At 71.8% G+C, this 18,490-nt stretch carries 13 protein-coding genes and 1 pseudogene; 4 read left to right on the top strand and 10 right to left on the bottom strand.

Going from position 1 to position 18,490, the window contains the following annotated elements:
* Positions 1–8 precede the first annotated feature (8 nt).
* From ACFC1K_RS00425 to ACFC1K_RS00415, 3 genes are all read right to left on the bottom strand, one after another.
* Positions 9–500, bottom strand: coding sequence for a recombinase family protein (locus ACFC1K_RS00425; protein WP_375869969.1), 492 nt, complete (start codon positions 498–500; stop codon positions 9–11).
* A gap of 153 nt (positions 501–653) precedes the next feature.
* On the bottom strand, positions 654–2,426 hold the full coding sequence (locus ACFC1K_RS00420) for a cation:proton antiporter (protein WP_375869968.1): 1,773 nt from the start codon (positions 2,424–2,426) through the stop codon (positions 654–656).
* A 54-nt stretch (positions 2,427–2,480) separates the two neighbouring features.
* Positions 2,481–3,503 (bottom strand): malate dehydrogenase, encoded by a 1,023-nt coding sequence (locus ACFC1K_RS00415; protein WP_375869967.1) that lies wholly within the window; start codon positions 3,501–3,503, stop codon positions 2,481–2,483.
* 93 nt (positions 3,504–3,596) lie between these two features.
* On the opposite strand from ACFC1K_RS00415, the gene ACFC1K_RS00410 reads away from it, so the two are divergent.
* The 3 genes and pseudogenes from ACFC1K_RS00410 to ACFC1K_RS00400 all read left to right on the top strand — a co-directional run bounded on the left by ACFC1K_RS00410 (position 3,597) and on the right by ACFC1K_RS00400 (position 7,655).
* Positions 3,597–4,466 carry a neutral zinc metallopeptidase gene (locus ACFC1K_RS00410; RefSeq protein ID WP_375869966.1) on the top strand — a complete coding sequence of 290 codons (870 nt, stop codon included), beginning with the start codon at positions 3,597–3,599 and terminating at the stop codon, positions 4,464–4,466.
* A pseudogene (pip, locus tag ACFC1K_RS00405) lies at positions 4,463–5,437 on the top strand (prolyl aminopeptidase); the annotation flags it as partial. The gene ACFC1K_RS00410 and the pseudogene pip, both read left to right, overlap by 4 nt.
* Before the next feature lie 643 nt (positions 5,438–6,080).
* Entirely contained in the window at positions 6,081–7,655 is a 1,575-nt protein-coding gene (locus ACFC1K_RS00400; RefSeq protein WP_375869965.1) for a DEAD/DEAH box helicase, read from the top strand.
* 367 nt (positions 7,656–8,022) lie between these two features.
* On the opposite strand, the gene ACFC1K_RS00395 is transcribed toward ACFC1K_RS00400, so the two are convergent.
* Positions 8,023–8,628, bottom strand: coding sequence for a TetR family transcriptional regulator (locus ACFC1K_RS00395; RefSeq protein ID WP_310287611.1), 606 nt, complete (start codon positions 8,626–8,628; stop codon positions 8,023–8,025).
* Between the two features lie 103 nt (positions 8,629–8,731).
* On the opposite strand from ACFC1K_RS00395, the gene ACFC1K_RS00390 reads away from it, so the two are divergent.
* Positions 8,732–9,976, top strand: coding sequence for an FAD-dependent monooxygenase (locus ACFC1K_RS00390; protein ID WP_375869964.1), 1,245 nt, complete (start codon positions 8,732–8,734; stop codon positions 9,974–9,976).
* A 284-nt stretch (positions 9,977–10,260) separates the two neighbouring features.
* On the opposite strand, the gene ACFC1K_RS00385 is transcribed toward ACFC1K_RS00390, so the two are convergent.
* From ACFC1K_RS00385 to kynA, 6 genes are all read right to left on the bottom strand, one after another.
* Complete coding sequence (locus ACFC1K_RS00385; protein ID WP_375869963.1) at positions 10,261–11,907, bottom strand: GMC family oxidoreductase; 1,647 nt, start codon at positions 11,905–11,907, stop codon at positions 10,261–10,263.
* On the bottom strand, positions 11,904–13,673 hold the full coding sequence (locus ACFC1K_RS00380; protein ID WP_375869962.1) for an aldehyde dehydrogenase family protein: 1,770 nt from the start codon (positions 13,671–13,673) through the stop codon (positions 11,904–11,906). Before ACFC1K_RS00380 ends, ACFC1K_RS00385 begins: the two co-directional genes overlap by 4 nt.
* Before the next feature lie 89 nt (positions 13,674–13,762).
* Positions 13,763–15,283: an MFS transporter gene (locus ACFC1K_RS00375; RefSeq protein ID WP_375869961.1), complete on the bottom strand. Its 1,521-nt coding sequence runs from the start codon at positions 15,281–15,283 to the stop codon at positions 13,763–13,765.
* A 60-nt stretch (positions 15,284–15,343) separates the two neighbouring features.
* Complete coding sequence (locus tag ACFC1K_RS00370) at positions 15,344–16,609, bottom strand: kynureninase (protein WP_375869960.1); 1,266 nt, start codon at positions 16,607–16,609, stop codon at positions 15,344–15,346.
* A complete protein-coding gene (locus tag ACFC1K_RS00365) occupies positions 16,596–17,576 on the bottom strand; it encodes a hypothetical protein (protein ID WP_375869959.1) in 981 nt (326 codons plus the stop codon). Before ACFC1K_RS00365 ends, ACFC1K_RS00370 begins: the two co-directional genes overlap by 14 nt.
* Positions 17,576–18,424: a tryptophan 2,3-dioxygenase gene (kynA, locus tag ACFC1K_RS00360; RefSeq protein WP_375869958.1), complete on the bottom strand. Its 849-nt coding sequence runs from the start codon at positions 18,422–18,424 to the stop codon at positions 17,576–17,578. Before kynA ends, ACFC1K_RS00365 begins: the two co-directional genes overlap by 1 nt.
* Between the last annotated feature and the right edge of the window lie 66 nt (positions 18,425–18,490).

Here is an 18,490-nt window from a genome sequence, read left to right as displayed (position 1 = left end):
GCGGCGCGTCAGCGCCCGGCGTCGTACAGGTGGCGCCCGCCGTGGCTGACGACCTTCACCACCACACCCCGGCGGTGCAGCTCCGCGACGGTGCGGGTCTCCTCGTCGATGTCGCGGCCGAGGGCGTGCACGTTGGCGACCACGAGCACGTCGCCCCGGACGAGCGTGCCGAACAGGCGGACGAGCCGGTCCTCCCAGGACTCGAGGGTCTCGGGAGCCGGGTGGCGGAAGCCTTCGATCGGCACGCCGAAGCGCGTCAGGTCGCCCCGCTGCTCGACCACGGACGGCATGTCGTCGCGTGCGATCACGAGTCCGACGAGACGTGAGCCGGCGGGCTGGGCGAGCCACCAGTTGCGGTTCTGCTGCAGCTCGGTGAAGCACTTGGGGCACTCGGCCGCCTGGTGCGGCAGATGCAGCGGCGCGGTGTCGGGCGCGACCGACCCCGGAGTCGGCGCAGCGTGCGTGTGCGCGGCATCCGGCGTCTTCGTCGTCTCGCTCATGTGAGGCCCCCTCGCTCTCGACCATTGTCCCCCACACCGCCGTGACCTGGCGACGAGGTGCCCTCCGGAGGCAAGTGCTGCACTTTCCGGCACATGCTGCGTCGCGCGACGCAACAGGTGCCGGGAACTGCAGCGGTCGCGGAGGGGCCGCGCTCAGTCCTCTTCGTCGTCGAGGCGCAGCTCGAGGCTGAGCTGGTCGGCGTCGAGCTCGGCCAGGGCGTGGCGCAGGGCGGGCGTCGAGTACTCGCCGCCCGACGACAGCTCGTTCAGGCGCCCGCGCATCGCCTCGATCATCGCGAGCCGCAGCTCCAGCAGGTCGCGGGTCGGGAGCCCGTCGGCGTCGTCGGGCGGGTCGACCATGCGGCTGCCGATCCGTTCGACGAGCTCGTCGTCGAACGCGGACCCGTCGCGGCGGCGCAGCGCGGGGCTCGACAGCGCGCCGATCGCGGCATCGCGCAGCTCGTCGTCGAGTGCCGACTGCTCGGCCTTGTCGAGGCTGTCGTCGCCCGGCCGTTCGAGCCGCAGCGCCCTGACGAGCCACGGCAGCGTGAAGCCCTGCAGCATGAGGCTGCCCACAGCGACCGCGAACGCGATGAACACCAGCAGCGCGCGGTCGTCGGTGACGTCGCTCGAGATCGTCTGGGCCGCGGCGAGCGTCACGACGCCGCGCATGCCGGCCCACACGATGATCGCGCCGTGCTTCCAGCCGAGCGGCGACGCCTGGTAGTAATCGAGGTCGCTGAGCGCCCGCGAGACGCGAGACCGCATCGACGAAAGGCGCCGCTGCGCACGCGGGTCGTCGAACGAGGTCTCGCCGCGACGGCCGCGATATCGCGGGTCCGGCACGACCGAGCCGTCGGCGATCTGGTCGAGTCTGGTGTTCATTGCCTCGAGGCGCGTGCGCTGCCGCCCGCGGGCGCGTCGGCTCTGCAGCCACACCAGCAGCGAGACGTACCCGGCGCGCGCCGCGATGATGATCGCCAGCGCGCCGAGCGCGATCCCGAGCCCGGTGCCGAGGCCGTTGTGCTGCTCGACGTTCTGCTCGACGATGTCGCTGAGCTCGAGCCCCATGATGAGGAAGACCGCGCCCTCGAGCACGAGCTCGATGGTGTGCCAGTTGTGCTCGTCGGACCGTCGCTGCTCGGGTGTGAACCACCGGGCCGCACCCTGGCCGGTCACGATGCCCGCGACCACCGCGGCGACGAGGCCGGATCCGCCGAGCTCCTCGGTGGGGATGTACGCGATGAAGGGCACCACGAAGCCGATCGCGGTGTTCGCCGCGGAATTCTTGATGAGCGACCGCAGTCGCAGGTTGAGCCACCCGACGATCGCGCCCACCACGACCGCGACGACGACTCCCCACGCGAACGCCGGGATGAACCCGAACCCGATACGGGTGTCGCCGCTGACGCCGGTGGCGAGTCCGACCGAGGCGATCATGGTCCGCAGCAGCACCAGCGCCGTCGCGTCGTTGAGCAGGCTCTCGCCCTCGAGCATCGTCACCACGCGGCGCGACACACCCAGGCGTTTGACGATGGAGGTGGCCACAGCATCCGTGGGACTGAGGATCGCCCCGAGGGCGACGGCGACGGCCGGATGGATGCCGGGGATCACGGCCATGAAGAAGAACCCGAGCAGCACGGAGCTCAGGATGACGAGGAGGAACGACAGGCCGGCGATCGGTCCGAAGTCACGGCGGAACTCGATCGCGGGGAGCGAGACGGCCGCCGAGTACAGCAGCGGCGGCAGCACGCCGACGAGGATGAACTCGGGGTTGATCTCGGGGATCTCGAGGAACGGCAGCAGGCTCACCGCGCCGCCGACGAGCACGAGGATCAGCGGCCCCGCGATCCCGAGCTTGGGTGCGACCGCCGTCGCGAGGGCGATCACCACGATCGCGATGATGACGACGATCAGGGCTTCCACGACTCAGAGCCTATTGCCGGGCCCGTCCCGTCCTCCGGCGAACCGTCGAGCGCGTCAGAGCACGCCGAGCGCCCGGACGGCGTCGCGCTCCGCGACGAGTTCGTCGACGGATGCCGCGACCCTGGCGCGTGCACGATCGTCGAGGGCGAGTCCCTCGACGACGCGATAGCCGTGGTCGTGGCCGCGCGACGTGACCGGGAACGAGCACACCAGCCCCTCGGGCACCCCGTACTCGCCACGTGAGACGACCGCCGCCGAGGTCATGCCGCGGCGGGTGCCGAGCTGCTCGTCGCGCACGTGATCGATGGCGGCGTTCGCCGCGGAGGCCACCGACGACGACCTGCGCACCTCGATGATCTCGGCGCCGCGCTTCGCGACGCGCGGGATGAAGACGTCGTCGAGCCATGCCGTCGCGGCAGCCAGGCCGCCGAGGCGCTCGGCCAGGGCCTCCAGCACCGGGATCCCGTCGGGCAGGATCGCGTGCGACACATCGGGGAACTGGGTCGCCGAGTGGTTTCCCCAGATCACGACGTCGGCGATGTCGCCGGGAGCGACGCCGAGCGCCTCGGCGAGCTGGCCGACGGCGCGGTTGTGGTCGAGGCGCGTGAGGGCGGTGAAGCGCTCGGACGGGATGTCGGGCGAAGCGGATGCTGCCGCGATGAGCGCATTCGTGTTCGCGGGGTTGCCCACCACGACGACACGCACGCTGTCGTCGGCCACCGCGCCGATCGCGTTGCCCTGCGGCCCGAAGATGCCGGCGTTCGCGGCGAGCAGGTCGCCACGCTCCATGCCGGCGGTGCGCGGCCGCGCGCCCACGAGCATCGCGATGCGGGTGCCGTTGAAGGCCGTGAGCGGGTCGTCGGTGACGTCGACGTCGGCCAGCAGCGGGAACGCGCAGTCCTGCAGCTCGAGCGCCGCGCCCTCGGCCGCGCGCATGCCCTGGGGGATCTCGAGCAGGCGCAGCCGAACCGGACGATCCGGGCCGAGCATGTCGCCCGCTGCGATGCGGAACATCAGGGCGTAGCCGATCTGGCCTCCGCCGCCGGTGATGGTCACGGTCGTGGGTTCGCTCGCCATGCCCCTGAGCCTAGACCGGCGGCATTGTACTCATTCCTGGCGATTCGGGAATGGTTCCTGCTGAGGATCGGACTGTCGGGGTACCGTGACGGCATGACGTTCAATGAGAACGCCAACGTCGGGGGGAACACGGCGAGGCGTCGAGGCGGGGGCATAGCGGTGGCGGGCGGCGGCATCGCCGGTCTCGGCGCGATCGCGGTGATCCTGTTCCAGCTGTTCACCGGACAAGATCTGTCGAGCGTCATCCCCTCGCAGCCGCAGGTCGGATCCGGTCAGGAGTCCGAGATCCAGCAGTGCGAGACGGGTGCCGACGCGAACGCCAACGACGAGTGCCGCCTCGCTGCCGGCAGCGTCGTTCTCGATCAGTACTGGGGGTCGCAGGTGCAGGGCTACCGTGCACCGCAGCTGATCATCGTCGATCAGCAGACCGACACCGCCTGCGGGACGGCATCCAACCAGACCGGCCCGTTCTATTGCCCGCCCGAGGAGAAGGTCTACATCGACCCGACGTTCTTCGGGCTGCTGCGTCAGCAGTTCGATGCCTCCGCGGGCGACCTCGCCCAGCTCTACGTCCTCGCCCACGAGTACGGGCACCATGTGCAGAGCATCACCGGCATCATGAACGAGCACCCCGACAACGGCACCGGTCCCGACAGCAACGGCGTGCGGACCGAGCTGCAGGCGGACTGCTTCGCGGGCGCGTGGGTCGGCGACATGACCGACCAGCGCGACGAGAACGGCGTACCGTATCTGAAGGAGCCCACCCAGCAGCAGATCGCCGACGCGATCAACGCGGCCGGCGCTGTGGGCGACGATCACATCCAGCAGGAGTCCGGGGGCGCCGTGAACCCCGAATCCTGGACCCACGGCTCGAGCGAGCAGCGACAGGGCTGGTTCGAGACCGGCTACCGGAACGGTCCCTCCGCGTGCGACACCTTCGCCGTTCCGGGGGGAAGCCTATGAACGAACACCTCGCCGACATCCTCTATCCGCCCATCGAGCCCTACGACACCGGCACACTCATCGCCGGCGAGGGCAACCGCATCGCATACGAGCAGAGCGGAAACCCCGAGGGCAAGCCGGTGGTGTTCCTCCACGGCGGTCCGGGCGCCGGCACGTCGCCCTGGCACCGCCGATTCTTCGACCCCGAGCGGTACCGCATCATCCTGCTCGACCAGCGGGGCTGCGGCCGTTCCACTCCGCACGCGAGCGAGCCCGACGCCGACCTCCGCCACAACACGACGTGGCACCTCGTCGCCGACATCGAGCTGCTGCGCAAGAACCTCGGCATCGAGAGGTGGCAGGTGTTCGGCGGCTCGTGGGGGAGCGCGCTCGCACTCGCCTACGCCGAAGCACACCCGCAGGCCGTCACCGAAATCGTGCTGCGCGGCATCTTCACCCTGCGCCGCCACGAGCTGGAGTGGTTCTACGAGGGGGGCGCAGCATCCATCGTCCCGGATCTGTGGGAGGACTTCATCGCCCCCATCCCGATCCTCGAACGCTCGCAGCTCATGCAGGCCTACCATCGCCGCCTCTCGGATCCCGACCCCGCCGTGCATGTTCCGGCAGCGGTCGCGTGGTCGCGCTGGGAGGCCGCGAACCTCACGCTGCTCCCCGACGCCGAGCTCATCGAGGCGATGACGGAACCGCGCGCGGCGGTGGCGTTCGCGCGCATCGAGAACCACTACTTCCTTCATGGCGGCTGGTTCGAGCCCGAGCAGTTGATCGCGAACGTCGGCCGCATCCGCGACATCCCCGCCGTCATCGTGCAGGGCCGCTACGACGTCTGCACCCCTGCCATGACCGCGTGGGATCTCCACCGCGCGTGGCCCGAGGCCGACTTCGTGATGATCCCGGATGCTGCGCACGCCGCGTCCGAGCCGGGCATCGCGTCCGCGCTCCGCGCCGCGACCGACCGATTCGCGGAGCGGGCGCCGGAGGACGCGGAAGCGCCTGCGGAGGAGGCGGAGGCGCCTGCGGAGGAGGCGGAGGCGCCTGCGGAGGAGGCGGAAGCGCCTGCGGAGGGGGCCGAGGATTCGGTGGACGAGTCGGAGGCGCCCGCGGAGCAGCCGGAGGCGCCGGCCGACGGGCCTGACGATGACGAAGCCGACGCGGAGTCCGAGGACGTGTCTGAGTCGGGCGACCCTGAGGGGGAGCAGACGGACGAGTCAGACGAGTCCGAGTCGGCGACGGACAAGTCCGACGAGCCGGAGCCGGAAGGGGAGTCCTCCGTGCCCGAGGCCGACCGCGAGGCCGACGACCCTGAGGGCGACCCTGATCCCGAGGCCGTGCCGCACGCCGAGCCGGAACTCCGCCGGGAACGCAGCCGCAAGCGGTCGAAGAAGCGCAAGGACACCGCCGACCTCTGACCGCGCCGGGGAACGCCCAGCCACCCACTGGTAGGGTGGAAACCCTTGCAGCGCATTCTTGCGCTTCTCGCGTCGTAGAACGCTTCCCTCGCGCCGGCATCCGGACCCCGATCCGAAGAACCGCGCTGACATCTTTCGTACGGCGACCCGTGGGCGAAATCCGCCCCGGCCACCGACAGGGCACCCGCGTGCCCAGAGAACTCTCCTCATGACCGAAACCTCGTTCGGCGCGCTCGGCGTGCCGCAGCCCCTTGTCGACGCGCTCGCCGCGGGCGGCAAGACCACCGCGTTCCCGATCCAGGTCGACACGCTCCCCGACACGCTCGCCGGCCGCGACGTGCTGGGCCGCGGCAAGACCGGCTCGGGCAAGACCCTGGCCTTCTCGATCCCGATGGCCGCGCGCCTCGGCGGTAAGCTCGCCGGCGGCACCCGCCGCAAGGGCCGTCCGCTCGGCCTCGTGCTCGCGCCGACCCGCGAGCTGGCGACGCAGATCGACGCGACCCTCGCGCCGCTCGCCAAGGCTTACGGCCTCACGACCACCACGATCTTCGGCGGCGTGAACCAGAACCGTCAGGTGAACGCGCTCAACGCCGGCGTCGACATCGTCGTCGCCTGCCCGGGGCGTCTCGAAGACCTCATGAAGCAGGGCTTCGTGCACCTCGACGCCGTCGAGGTGACCGTCATCGACGAGGCCGACCACATGGCCGACCTCGGCTTCCTGCCGGGTGTCACGCGCATCCTCAACGCGACGCCGTCCGGCGGCCAGCGCCTGCTGTTCAGCGCGACCCTCGACAACGGGGTCGACAAGCTCGTGAACCGCTTCCTGCAGAACGAGGTGCTGCACTCCGTCGACGAGGCGCACTCGCCCGTCGCCGCGATGACGCACCACGTCTTCACGCTGGCCGACGCCGACGCCAAGAAGGACGTCGTCAAGGCCCTCGCCTCGGGCATGGGTCGCCGCATCCTGTTCATGCGCACCAAGCACCAGGCGAAGAAGCTCGCGAAGCAGCTCACCGGGCAGGGCATCCCGGCCGTCGACCTGCACGGCAACCTGTCGCAGGCCGCGCGCGACCGCAACCTCGCGGCGTTCTCGTCCGGCGCCGTCAAGGTGCTCGTGGCGACGGATGTCGCGGCCCGCGGCGTGCACGTCGACGACGTCGAGCTCGTCATCCACGTCGACCCGCCGATGGAGCACAAGGCGTACCTGCACCGCTCCGGCCGCACGGCTCGCGCCGGCGCCGAGGGTGCAGTGGTCACCCTCGTGCTCCCCGAGCAGCGCCGCGACGTGTCGCAGCTCCTGCGAAAGGCGGCCATCTCCGTCGAGCCTGTCGCCGTCACGGCGACCTCGCCTGAGGTGGTCGAGCTCGTCGGCAAGGTCGCCCCGTACGTCAAGCCGGTCCCCGTGGCCGAGATGCCGCGCGGCACCAGCCAGGGCGCGAACGCCCAGCGCAAGCGCGCTGCGCGCGACGCACGTGAGACGGATGCTGCCGCCACCGCGGGCCGCTCCGGCGGCGGCCGTCGCCGCGGCGGTTCGGGTCAGGGTGGTTCGGCGCAGGGTACCGGCCGCCAGCAGGCCGCCGGCGGCCAGCGTCGCGACGCCGCCACCACGCACGACAAGGCTTCGCACCAGCGTCACGACCAGAGCGCGGGCCACTCGCGTTCGGCCCAGCCCACCGGCAACCCCCGCACCCCGGGCCGTCGCGCCTCGTCGGGCGGCTCCGGCAAGCTCATGGTCGGCTCGGTCGTCCGCCCCAACGGCACCAACCGCCGCGGCGGCCGCTGACCCCCAGCGCACGCTTCCCAGACGCCCCGTCGCTCCCCGCGGCGGGGCGTCTTCGTTGTGTACGCGCCGCGGCCGGGGGTCGCAGCATCCATCCCCCCATCCCCCAACAGGTCAACCGGGCTTCCGCGGGACACGAGCGCGGAGATCGGTCCTGTGGAACCGCGGTTGACCTGTTGACGGGGTATGCGGGGATCGCGAGCCGAGTCACGTTTGCTCGAGGCCCCCGCTCGCCGCGGCGGGGCGTCTTCGTTGTGTACGCGCCGCGGCCGGGCTCGAAGCATCCATCCCCCCATCCCCCGACAGGTCAACCGGGCTTCTGCAGGACGCGTGCGCGGGGGCCCGTCCTGTGGAACCGCGGTTGACCTGTTTACGGGGTGGAGGAGGGCCGGGTCTGGGCAGCGCCCGCGCCATCCCCGGCGATCGCCGCGACCGCGCGGGCGAGCTCGTCGCCGGTCGGCAGGGAATCCGGGCTGATGATCCACAGCAGGCCGAGGCTCTGCACGAGGACGAACTCGAGCTTGGCGATCGCATCGAGGTCAGCGGCGCCGAGGTCGGGGCGCGCGGAGCGCAGCACCTCGACGATGCCGAGGTGCGCCTGCTCGGTGGCATCCGCCAGCGCACGGCTCGCGCCGGCGTCGCGCGACACGCGGACGGAGTTCTCGAGGCTCGCGACCAGGGCCTCGCGGTTGGCCGCGAAGATCTCGGGCATGCGGTCGAAGAGCGTGGCGAAGCCGTCGATCAGGGGGAGCGCGGCCGTCTCGTCGACGATGGCTTCCATCGCGTCGCCGATGCCGCTGCCGAGGGATTCGGTGAGCGCGGCGCTGATGAGCTCGTCCTTCGAGCCGAAGTGGTAGCCGATCGCGGCGAGGCTCACGCCCGCGGCAGCGGCGATGTCTCGTGCGGTGGCCTTGGCGACGCCGCGCTCGAGGATCACTTGTCGTGCGCCGGCCAGGAGATCTTCGCGATTGCCCATGGGGCCATGGTACCGATCCGTCTTAGACGAACGTGCTAGACAAACGTGCAACCCATCTGTTAGACATACGTCTCATACAAACGTCTAAGAGATGGGATGCCTCATGGACAACTTCGACGGGACGCCTCACGTCCTCGTGTCCGGTGCCGGGATCGCCGGTCTCGCCCTCGCCCTGCAACTCGTGCGGTCGGGTATCCGCACCACCGTCGTGGAGCGGGCGGCGGCCCCGCGTCCCGGCGGGCAGGCGGTCGACCTGCGCGGTGCGAGTCGCGAGGTCGCCGAGCGCATGGGCATCATGCCCGGAATCGGTCGCCTCCGCGTACGCGAGGAAGGCATGTCGTATGTCGACGGCGAGGGCAGGGTCTTCGGCCGCATGTCGATGGCGGACTTCGACGGGGAGGGTGCGGTCGCCGAGATCGAGATCGCGCGCGGTGACCTCGCGCAGGTGCTGCTCGACGCGCTGCGCGCCGCCTCCGACGAGTCACCCGGGCTGCTCGACGTCCGGTACGGCGACCGTCTCACGGCACTCGCTCAGGACGAGACCGGCGTCGACGTCCGGTTCGAGCACGCCGGACCCGAACGATTCGACGTCGTCGTCGGCGCCGACGGCGTGCACTCCCTCACTCGGCGGCTCGCCTTCGGGCCGGAGGAGCAGTTCGCGACCTACCTCGGCGGCTACGCCGCGTTCTTCACGATGCCGACGCCCGCCGACCTCGAAGAGAACTGGTTCGCGATGCGGTTCGTGCCCGGAGCGACCTTCGGCATCCGGCCCGACCGCGATCCGGCGACCTCCAAGGCGATCCTCACGTTCCGCATGGACCGCGACCCCGCACTGCGTGGCGACCGAGCCGCGCAGGAGTCGCTGATCCGTGAGCGCATCGCCGGTGCCGGATGGCACGCCCCGGCAGTGCTCAAAGCGCTGGGCGAGGCATCCGATCTGTACTTCGACGAGCTGGTGCGCATCGACGTGCGCGACGTCGCGAACGGCCGGGTGGTGCTGCTCGGGGACGCCGCGTCGTGCGGCTCGCCGATGACGGGACAGGGGACCGCCGTCGCGCTCATCGGCGCGTACCTGCTGGCGGCGCGGCTCGCGGCGACGCCCGGCGATGCGCCCGGGGCGTTGCGCGCGTACTCGGCCGACATCGCGCCGTTCGCCGAGAAGGGGAAGGAGATCCCGGGTGGCGGCATCAAGCGGATGGTCCCGGCGACCCGGCTCGAGGCGGCGACGTCGCGGGCGCTGACCCGCGTGATGTTCTCGCGCGCCGCGCTGCCGTTGGTCCGCCGCATGTTCGCCGGCGGCACGCCGCTCCCCCTCCCCGAGACCGCGGTGCCGGCATCGCTCCGCTGACGCGCGGCTCAGGTGTCACAACGCGCGGGCCGGCCCGCAGGACCCCGCGTGTTGCGCCACCCGAGGCGGCGGGGTCGCGATGCCGCGGGGCAGGGTGCCCCGGCAGGTCAGGTGCACGGTGGCGGGTTCAGGTGTCACGACGCGCGGGCCGGCCCGCAGGACCCCGCGTGTTGCGCCACCCGAGGCGGCGCGGTCGCGTTCGGGGGTCACGACACGCGGCATCGCCGCTGCGACCCGGCGTGTTGCGCCACCCCAGCCCGCGGCCCAGAGCCCGGCCGACACCGTCAGACTCGGCGGCCGAGGATGAGGTCGGCGGCCACCTCGCCGATCACGATCGCGGGGGCGTTGGTGTGGCCGCGGATCACCGTGGGCATGACGGATGCGTCGGCCACGCGGAGTCCGGCGACCCCGCGGACGCGCAGCTCGGGGTCGACGACGGACGCGGCGTCCGTCCCCATCCGCGCCGTGCCGACCGGGTGATACAGGGTGTGCGAGTAGCGGCGGAGAGACAGCTCCGCGCGTTCGGCCGGTGTCATGCGCTCCCCGCCGTCGGGCTGCACCCAGCCGCCGGTCGTGAGGGCGCGGAGCGCCTCGGTGTCGATGAGGCGCTCGCACTCGGCGAGCCCCGCGAGCATCGTCTCGGCGTCGACGCCCTCGGGATCCGACAGGTACGCGGGGTCGATGAGCGGCGCCGCCGACGGGTCGGACGACGCGAGCCGGATCGTGCCCCGGCTGCGCGGGCGCAGGAGGATCGCACCCACCGTCAGCCCGTGCGCCGGCGTCGGCACCAGGCCCTCGCCGACGTACGGGACGGGCGCGAAGATGATCTCGATGTCGGGGAGTCCCGCCGGCGCGCCCGTGCGCTCGGCGACCTCGGTGCGCACGAACCCGTAGGCCTCGGCGACGTTGGAGGTCAGCATGCCCCTTCGAGCGGTGAGGTACCTCGCGAGCTCGGCGGGCTTCTCGGCGTCGTACAGCGTCCCGCCCTTCGCGGCCGGGGCGAGGCCCGCCACGAGGTGGTCCTGCAGGTTCGCCCCGACATCGGGGGCGTCCACGACGACCTCGATGCCGTGCTCGGCGAGATGCGCGGCAGGGCCGATGCCGCTCAGCATGAGCACCTGGGGCGTGTTCACCGCGCCGCCCGACAGCACGATCTCGCGCCGGGCGCGCACGTGGCGCGTGATCCCGTCGATGTCGACGTACGCGCCGGTGGCGCGGGGCTCGCCGTCCTCCTCGGCAGCGGTGAACGTGATCCGGCGCACGTGCGCACCCGTCGTCACCCGCAGGTTGCGCCGGCCCTTCGCGGGACGCAAGTACGCATCGGCCGTCGACGCGCGCGCGCCGCGGTGCTCGCTCACCATCGTCTGCGAGAACCCCTGGCCCTCGGGCAGATTCGCGGGAGTGACAGGATGCCCCGCCTCGCGCGCCGCCGCCAGGAACGCGGCCGTGTGCGGCCGCGGGTCGCGCTGGTGCTCGACGGCTTGGGGGCCGTGCGCGCCCTGGGTCGCATCCACCGGGTCGGACGTGCGCTCCACGCGCTGGAAGTAGGGGACCAGCGCGTCCCACGACCACGTCGGGCCGGCGGCATCCGCCCATTCGTCGTAGTCGGCGGCGAAGCCGCGCACCCACATCATCGCATTGAGCGACGACGATCCGCCCAGGGTCTTGCCGCGCGGCCAGTACACGGTGCGGCCCTCGAGGCCCGGTTGCGGAACGGTGTCGTAGTTCCAGTCATAGGCGCCGCGGAACAGCTTCGAGAAGGCGGCGGGCACGTGCAGCTCGAGCGCCTTGTCGGGGCCGCCGGCCTCGAGCAGCAGCACTGAGACATTCGGGTCCTCGCTCAGCCGGGCCGCGAGCGCCGCGCCGGCCGAGCCCGCGCCGACGACGATGTAATCGGCCTCGAGCCCGTCGGAGCCGAAGTCGGCGGTCACGCCTGCATGGCCTTGGTCAGAGTCTTCACGAGCCCGGGAAGCTTCCCGTCGACGAGATACCGCGTGAGCCCGGCGCTGACCTCGGCGCCGGTGCGCGAACTCACGAACCACGGCGGCGTCGGCAGGATCGTGAACACGCCCTTGCCGACCGAACGCGGGAACGGGCGGAACGGGCCACGGGCGACCGACCGCTCGACGCGGTCCAGCAGCAGGGCGTTGTGCACGACGCCGATGCCGCTCGACACGTCGTCGAGCGTCGCTCCGGGGAAGCCGCCCCATGTGAGGCGTGCGGTGAGGAAGTTGAAGGCCGTCCACGTGTTGATCGCGATGTCGCCGTAACGCAGGTCGGCGAGCGCGCGCTCGAACCCTTCGCCCAGCGCCTCCTCGGTGGCCGGGTCGATGATCACGTTGGCGCCGAGCGTGCCGGTGAGCCTGTCGTTCGCGTGCGCCACCGCGGCGTCGAGGAACTCCTGGCCGGTGCCGCCCACCAGGGCGACCCCGAGGATCGGCGCGAAGTACTCGACCGTCTCGACCGAGTCGTCGCCCTCGCCGGCCTCGACGATCGCGCGCGTGCGGTCGGCGCTCCACACGGCATCGGGATACGCGGATGCTGCGGCCTCCAGCCGCTCTTCGCTGCGGGGGTACCAGACCGGGCGCTCCGGCGCTGCGTCGTACGCCGTATGCAGCTCCCGCAGGAACTCGGCGCGCTGCGGCCAGTCGGAGCTCACGATGACGACCTGGCCGGCGATGCAGTTGTGCCCGGCGTTCACGAGGCGCATGGTCGCGACGTGCTCGGCCTGATACTTCAGGTCCGCCGCCGACCACCTTCCCGGCACCACGATGATGGGCGAGACGCCGCCGAGCTCGGCGGTGATCGGAACCTGCAGCTTCGGGCTTCCCGACGCGCGTGCTGCCGCAGCATCCCTTCCGGTGCCCCACACGATCGCGTCGAATGTGACCGCCGAGCCGGTGATGTGCACGTGCGCGAAGCGCGGGTGCGAGGTCAGGTAGGCGCCGGTCGCGGCCCCGCCGCGCACGATGCGCACGAAGCCGGGCTCGATCAGCGGGGCGAGTGCGCGCTCGAACACCGGCACGAGCGCGTCCTGCGTCGGGTTGACCTTGAGCAGCGCCACGCGATTGTGCGCGAAGAGTTCGTACAGCACGTCGGCGACGGGGATGGAGCTCACGTTGCCTGCGCCCAGCACGAGGCCGACGCCACCCGACACGGTCGGGGTCAGCTGGGCGAGGCCCGCCGCGCGGGTCGCCTCGATCGCGGAGACGCCCGGCTCGAACCAGACCTCGCCGGTGAAGCCCGACAGCAGGAACTTCTCGGTGCCGTTCAGGGGGAAGGTGTTCGCGCGCAGGCGCCCGCCAGGAGCCTCGTCGAGCGTGACGCCGTCGAGCGGGCTGCGGCCCTTCGCGAGCGCCTCGAGCGTCTCGCGCAGCGCGTCGAGCAGTCCGATGATGGCGTAGGGCCCCCCGAGCCACTCTTCGCCCGACAGCGGATGCCCCGGCTCCAGGCCCTTCGACATCGTCGCGGCGTCGGCCCACTCCTGTGCGACGACGCCGACGGCGTCGCGGACGCGGCCGAGCAGGCGGGCCCGCTGGTCGAGGGTGAGCGCGACCCACACCTTCGCGCCCGCTTCGAGCCGATCGATGTCGGCGTCGAGCGCCGCGCGCTCGTCAGCCGGAAGGTCGGACTTCGGCGTGCGCTTCGCCGGCGCCTTGCGCGGCTTCGCCGGCGTCGCGGACGAGGTGGGGGACATGTGTTCTCCTTCGAACTCGCGGCGACTCCCGCTCGTGAGTCCGTCACCGGGCATCCTATGTCACCGTGCCTGTGCGACGGCACTCGGTCTCAGGTGGGCTGCGACTCGGTGTCGTGGCGGTCGATGTCGGCGCGGCGCAGCGGGTAGCGGGCGAGCGTGAGCAGGCTCAGCGCGATCAGCACGGCCGGCGCGAGGCTGAAGCTCACGACGATGCCCGTGATCGCGGCATCCGGCTGCTCCACCACCTGCGTGCCCGTCGACGAGACGTATCCCGTCACCGCCAGGATCACCGCGAGCGTCGTCGCGCCGAGCGCGAAGCCCACCGTTTCTCCTGCGGTCCAGACGCCGCTGAACGATCCGGCGCGGCCGGGTCCGTGCGTGCGCTCGTCGTGCGAGATGACGTCGGGGAGCATCGCCATCGGGAGCGACTGCATGCCGGCGTACGCGATGCCCGCGATGCCGACCGGCACGTAGATCCAGTCGCCCGGCGCCCACAGCATGCCGAGGATCGACAGCGCCGCGATCGCGAAGACGACGCTCGCGATCGTGAACGCGCGCTCCTTGCCGATGCGGCGCGCGACCACCCCCCACGCGGGGGCGGCGAGCAGTGCCGGGGCGATCAGCGCGACGAACAGCAGCTCGACCGCGGCCTGCGAGTGCAGCACCCAGGTCGCGACGTACTGCGCGCCGGCGAGCATCAGCCCGGTGGCCAGCGCCTGCAGCACGAACGTGCCCAGCAGCAACCGGAACGCCCTGCTGCGCCTGAGTGCACCGATCCCCTCGGCGAAGTGCGCCCGCATCCCGGCGGCCGGCGCATCCGTCGCTCCGTCCTCCGGCGAGAGTACAGCTGGTCGCCGAGACGCTGGTTCGTTCCCTGCCTCTCGGCGACCAGGTGCACTCTCGCGGATCTGCTGGGGGGCGGCGGCCGGAGCCTCCGGGCGCGTGGGCCCGGCTGCGCGCTTGGCCACGCCCGTCGCCACCAGCATCCCCAGTCCGATGACCACACCGCAGACCACGCCCATCACGAGGTATTGGACGAACGGGTCCTCCGACACGCGACGCAGCGCCGGCCCCCCGGCGCCGAACAGCAGGATCGCGAGCGTGAGCACGACCACGCGCCATGTCAGCAGCCGCGTGCGCTCGTCGTAGCGCGGCGTGAGCTCGGCGGGAAGCGCGATGTAGGGCACCTGGAAGAGGCTGAACGCCGTCGCCGTGAGCGTGAACGCGAGCAGCACCCAGATGCCGGCGACCACAGGCCCGAGCGACGGCGGCACCGCGAACGTCAGCGCGAACAGCACCGGCAGCGCGAGCGCGCCGATCAGCATCAGGCGCCGGCGGCTGCCGTGGCGGGCGAGGTCGCGGTCAGTGAGTGCCCCGATGACCGGATCGATGACGACGTCCCACACCTTCGCGACCGTGATGACCGCGCCGGCCGCGAGCGCGGCGACTCCGAGCGAGTCGGTGAGGTAGTAGGTCAGCACCAGGCCGGGCAGGGTCGCGAAGCCGCCCGTGCCGAGCGAGCCGGTCGCGTACCGCGCGATCGTGCCCCGGCTGAGACGGGCGGAGGTGGATGCCGGAACCCCAGTCGCCGGCGGAGCCTCATTGCTCATCGCGCCAGTGTAGGTCAGCCGTGTCGGTCGATCGGTTCCCCTGTGGACACCGGCCCGCGGTCAGGACTCGGCGCGGACGGCGGCCTCGACCGCCCGGAGTCCGGCGAGGGTCTCGGCGAACGACGTCGAGAGCGGCGAGAGGCCGATGCGGAGGCCGCCGGGGTCGCGGTAGTCGGGGATCACGTCCTGCGTCCACAGGCGGGCCGTGACCGCGCGCATCGACGGGTGCGACAGCGTCACGTGTCCGCCGCGCTCGGCGGGGTTCCGCGGCGAGGCGACCGTGACCTCGAGTGGAGCGAGCAGTTCGTCGGCCACGCGCACGGCGAACTCCGTGAGTGCGACCGACTTGGCGCGCACGGCCTCGATGCCGACCCCTTCGAGCAGGTCGAGGGTGTCCTGCATCGCGAGCATGCCGACGATGGGCGGTGTGCCCGACAGGAAGCGCCGCATGCCGTCGGCCGGGCGGTACTCCGGGCCCATCGCGAAGACGTCGGCCGTGCCCATCCACCCCTGGATGGGCTGTGCGAGCCGATCCTGCAGCCGTGCGGCGACGTAGGCGAAAGCCGGCGAACCGGGACCGCCGTTGAGGTACTTGTAGGTGCAGCCCACCGCGAGGTCGAATCCCCACGCGTCGGCCTCGACCGGCACGGAGCCGGCGGAGTGGCACAGATCCCAGAGGATGAGCGCGCCCGCGTCGTGCGCGATGCGGGTGAGGGCCGCGGCATCCGTCAGATATCCCGACCGGTACGCGACGTGCGACAGGAGCACGACCGCCGTCTCGGGGCCGACCGCCGCGCGGAGCGCGTCAGCGGACACACCGCCGTCGAGGTCGACGTCGATCCACCTGATGCGCCCGCCGCGTTCCGCGGCGATGCCCTCGACCAGGTAGCGGTCGGTGGGGAAGTTGTCGCGGTCGACGACGATCTCGACGCGTGCCGGATCCGCGGCGACGGCGGCGTCGAACGCCGCCCGCAGCAGCTTGTACAGCAGCACCGTGGTGGAGTCGCCGATCACCGTCTGGCCCGCCGCGGCGCCGATCGCCGCGCGGCCGACGGCGTCGCCGATGTCGAAGGGCAGCTGCATCCACGACTCGTCCCAGCCGCGGATGAGGCGCCCGCCCCACTCGTCCCGGGCGAACGCGGCGAGCCGCTCGACGCTCGCGCGCAGGGGGCGCCCGAGCGAGTTGCCGTCGAAGTACGCGAGGGACGTCTCGGCTCCGACGAATGCGTCGCGGTGCGCGCGCAACGGGTCGGCGGCGTCGAGAACGGATGCCTCGTCCTCGAGTCGCTCCGCCACCGGCGCCTCCGTCGGGTCAGTGGTCGTCATGGATCAGCTCCTCGGTCGGGACGACGGTCGCGCCCCGCAGCCACTCGGCGACCTCGTCGAGTGCCTTCGGCGGGGGGCCGGGGACGAAGGTGCAGACACCCGAGGGCGGGTCGGGGAGCGGCCACGGATCGGCCAGCGCCGAGATGAGCGCCGCACCGCGGACTCCCGCGCGGTCGAGCGCCGCGACCTCATCGGGGTTGACGCCCACCGGCTGCTCGCCGTTGCCGAGGTCCGTGCCGTAGAGCACGCGTCCGCCCGCGGCGGCGAAGCCCGCGAGGTTCACCCGCGCGAACTCGGCCGCCTCGTCGTCTTCGCGGTGGATCGCGAGGGTCGAGATCCACACCTGGCCGGCGGCGACCGCGTGCGCGGTGAAGTGGCGTCCGACGAACTCGGTGAACGGCGTGTGCGCGAAACCGTCGACGCCCGCGTCGAGCGCGAGCTGCGGCATCCCTTCGCCCTCCGCATGTGCGACGACGGGCAGCCCGCGCTCACGCGCGACCTCCACGATCGCGGCCAGCGCCTGCGCGTCGAGCACGGGACCCGCGACGCTGTTGAGCGACGCCTTGATGACGGATGCCCCGAAGGACGCCTGCTCGTCGACCGCGGTCGCCGCGCCGCCGGCGACGCCGGGGTGGGTCGACGCATCCGCGATCTCGCGCGCGATCTCCGCGGGTGCCCAGGGCCGGCCGACCGGGTATCCGCCGACCGCGGTGAGGAACGCGCCGGCATAAGTCACGCGCGGAATGCTGTGGTTCCCCCGCCGTGCCAGCGCCACCGGGTCGCCGCCGAGATCGACGACGCCGGCGATGCCGCCTGCGGCCAGACCGCTCTCGTCGATGAGGTGCAGGTGCACGTGGTGGTCGGTGAACGGGGGCAGCGAGACACCGTGCTCGCCGGTGATCGCCCGGCGGCAGAGAGTCGCATCGGCACCGAGGAGTTCGCGCAGGGCGTCGGGATCGTGCGACATCACAGCTCCGTCCGCACGGCGTACAGCTCGGGGAAGAACGTGAGGTCCAGCGCGCGCTGCAGGAACGGCACGCCGCTCGAACCGCCGGTGCCCGTCTTCAGGCCGATGATGCGCTCGACCGTCTTGAGATGGCGGAAGCGCCAGAGCTGGAAGTTGTCCTCGAGGTCGACGAGCTCCTCGCACGTCTCGTAGGCCGCCCAGTGCGCCTCCGGGTCGCGGTAGATCTCGGTGAGCACCGGTACGAGCTCCGGAGTGTACGTCCACGCCTTCGTGACATCGCGGTCGAGCACCTCGGCGGGGATCGGGTAGCCCGAGCGGGCGAGCATCGCGAGGAACTCGTCGTAGAGGCTCGGCGCCTCGAGCGCCGCCGCGACGAGGGCGTGGGCGGCGGGGTCGGAGGCGAACACCCGCAGCATGGCGGCGTTCTTGTTGCCGAGCGTGAACTCGACGGCGCGGTACTGCGCCGATTGGAATCCGCTGGCGTTGCCCAGCACGCCGCGGAACTGCCCGTACTCGGCGGGCGTCAGCGTCGCGAGCACCGACCACTGCTCGGTGAGGGTCTTCTGGATGTGCTTGACGCGCGCGATGCACTTGAGTGCGGGGGCCAGCTGGTCCTCGCGCAGCAGCCGGCACGCGGCGCCGAGTTCGTGCAGCACGAGCTTCAGCCACAGCTCCGTGGTCTGGTGCTGCACGATGAACAGCAGCTCGTCGTGGTGCTCGGGGTTGCTCAGCGGCCGCTGGGCCGACAGCAGGGTGGCGAGATCGAGATAGCCGCCATAGCTCATGCGGTCCTCGAAGTCGGTGACGACGGATCCCTCGATCGCCCGGGTATTGCGTTCGACGCTCACGGCCTCAGCCTAATTCGGCGGGGGTCCGCCGCGTCAGACCCGACCGCGAACCGGGTCGAACCAGAC

It is taken from the genome of Microbacterium sp. NPDC056057 (genome assembly GCF_042266945.1).
Classification (GTDB): domain Bacteria; phylum Actinomycetota; class Actinomycetes; order Actinomycetales; family Microbacteriaceae; genus Microbacterium; species Microbacterium trichothecenolyticum_C.
This window is presented reverse-complemented; position numbering and strand designations above follow the sequence as displayed.

What these genes read in the sequence shown, in the direction of transcription:
- ACFC1K_RS00425 (WP_375869969.1), bottom strand. Translation starts at nt 500, where the DNA reads ATGAGCGAGACGACGAAGACGCCGGATGCCGCGCACACGCACGCTGCG.
- ACFC1K_RS00415 (WP_375869967.1), bottom strand. Translation starts at nt 3,503, where the DNA reads ATGGCGAGCGAACCCACGACCGTGACCATCACCGGCGGCGGAGGCCAG.
- ACFC1K_RS00410 (WP_375869966.1), top strand. Translation starts at nt 3,597, where the DNA reads ATGACGTTCAATGAGAACGCCAACGTCGGGGGGAACACGGCGAGGCGT.
- ACFC1K_RS00400 (WP_375869965.1), top strand. Translation starts at nt 6,081, where the DNA reads ATGACCGAAACCTCGTTCGGCGCGCTCGGCGTGCCGCAGCCCCTTGTC.
- ACFC1K_RS00395 (WP_310287611.1), bottom strand. Translation starts at nt 8,628, where the DNA reads ATGGGCAATCGCGAAGATCTCCTGGCCGGCGCACGACAAGTGATCCTC.
- ACFC1K_RS00390 (WP_375869964.1), top strand. Translation starts at nt 8,732, where the DNA reads ATGGACAACTTCGACGGGACGCCTCACGTCCTCGTGTCCGGTGCCGGG.
- ACFC1K_RS00380 (WP_375869962.1), bottom strand. Translation starts at nt 13,673, where the DNA reads ATGTCCCCCACCTCGTCCGCGACGCCGGCGAAGCCGCGCAAGGCGCCG.
- ACFC1K_RS00375 (WP_375869961.1), bottom strand. Translation starts at nt 15,283, where the DNA reads ATGAGCAATGAGGCTCCGCCGGCGACTGGGGTTCCGGCATCCACCTCC.
- ACFC1K_RS00370 (WP_375869960.1), bottom strand. Translation starts at nt 16,609, where the DNA reads ATGACGACCACTGACCCGACGGAGGCGCCGGTGGCGGAGCGACTCGAG.
- ACFC1K_RS00365 (WP_375869959.1), bottom strand. Translation starts at nt 17,576, where the DNA reads ATGTCGCACGATCCCGACGCCCTGCGCGAACTCCTCGGTGCCGATGCG.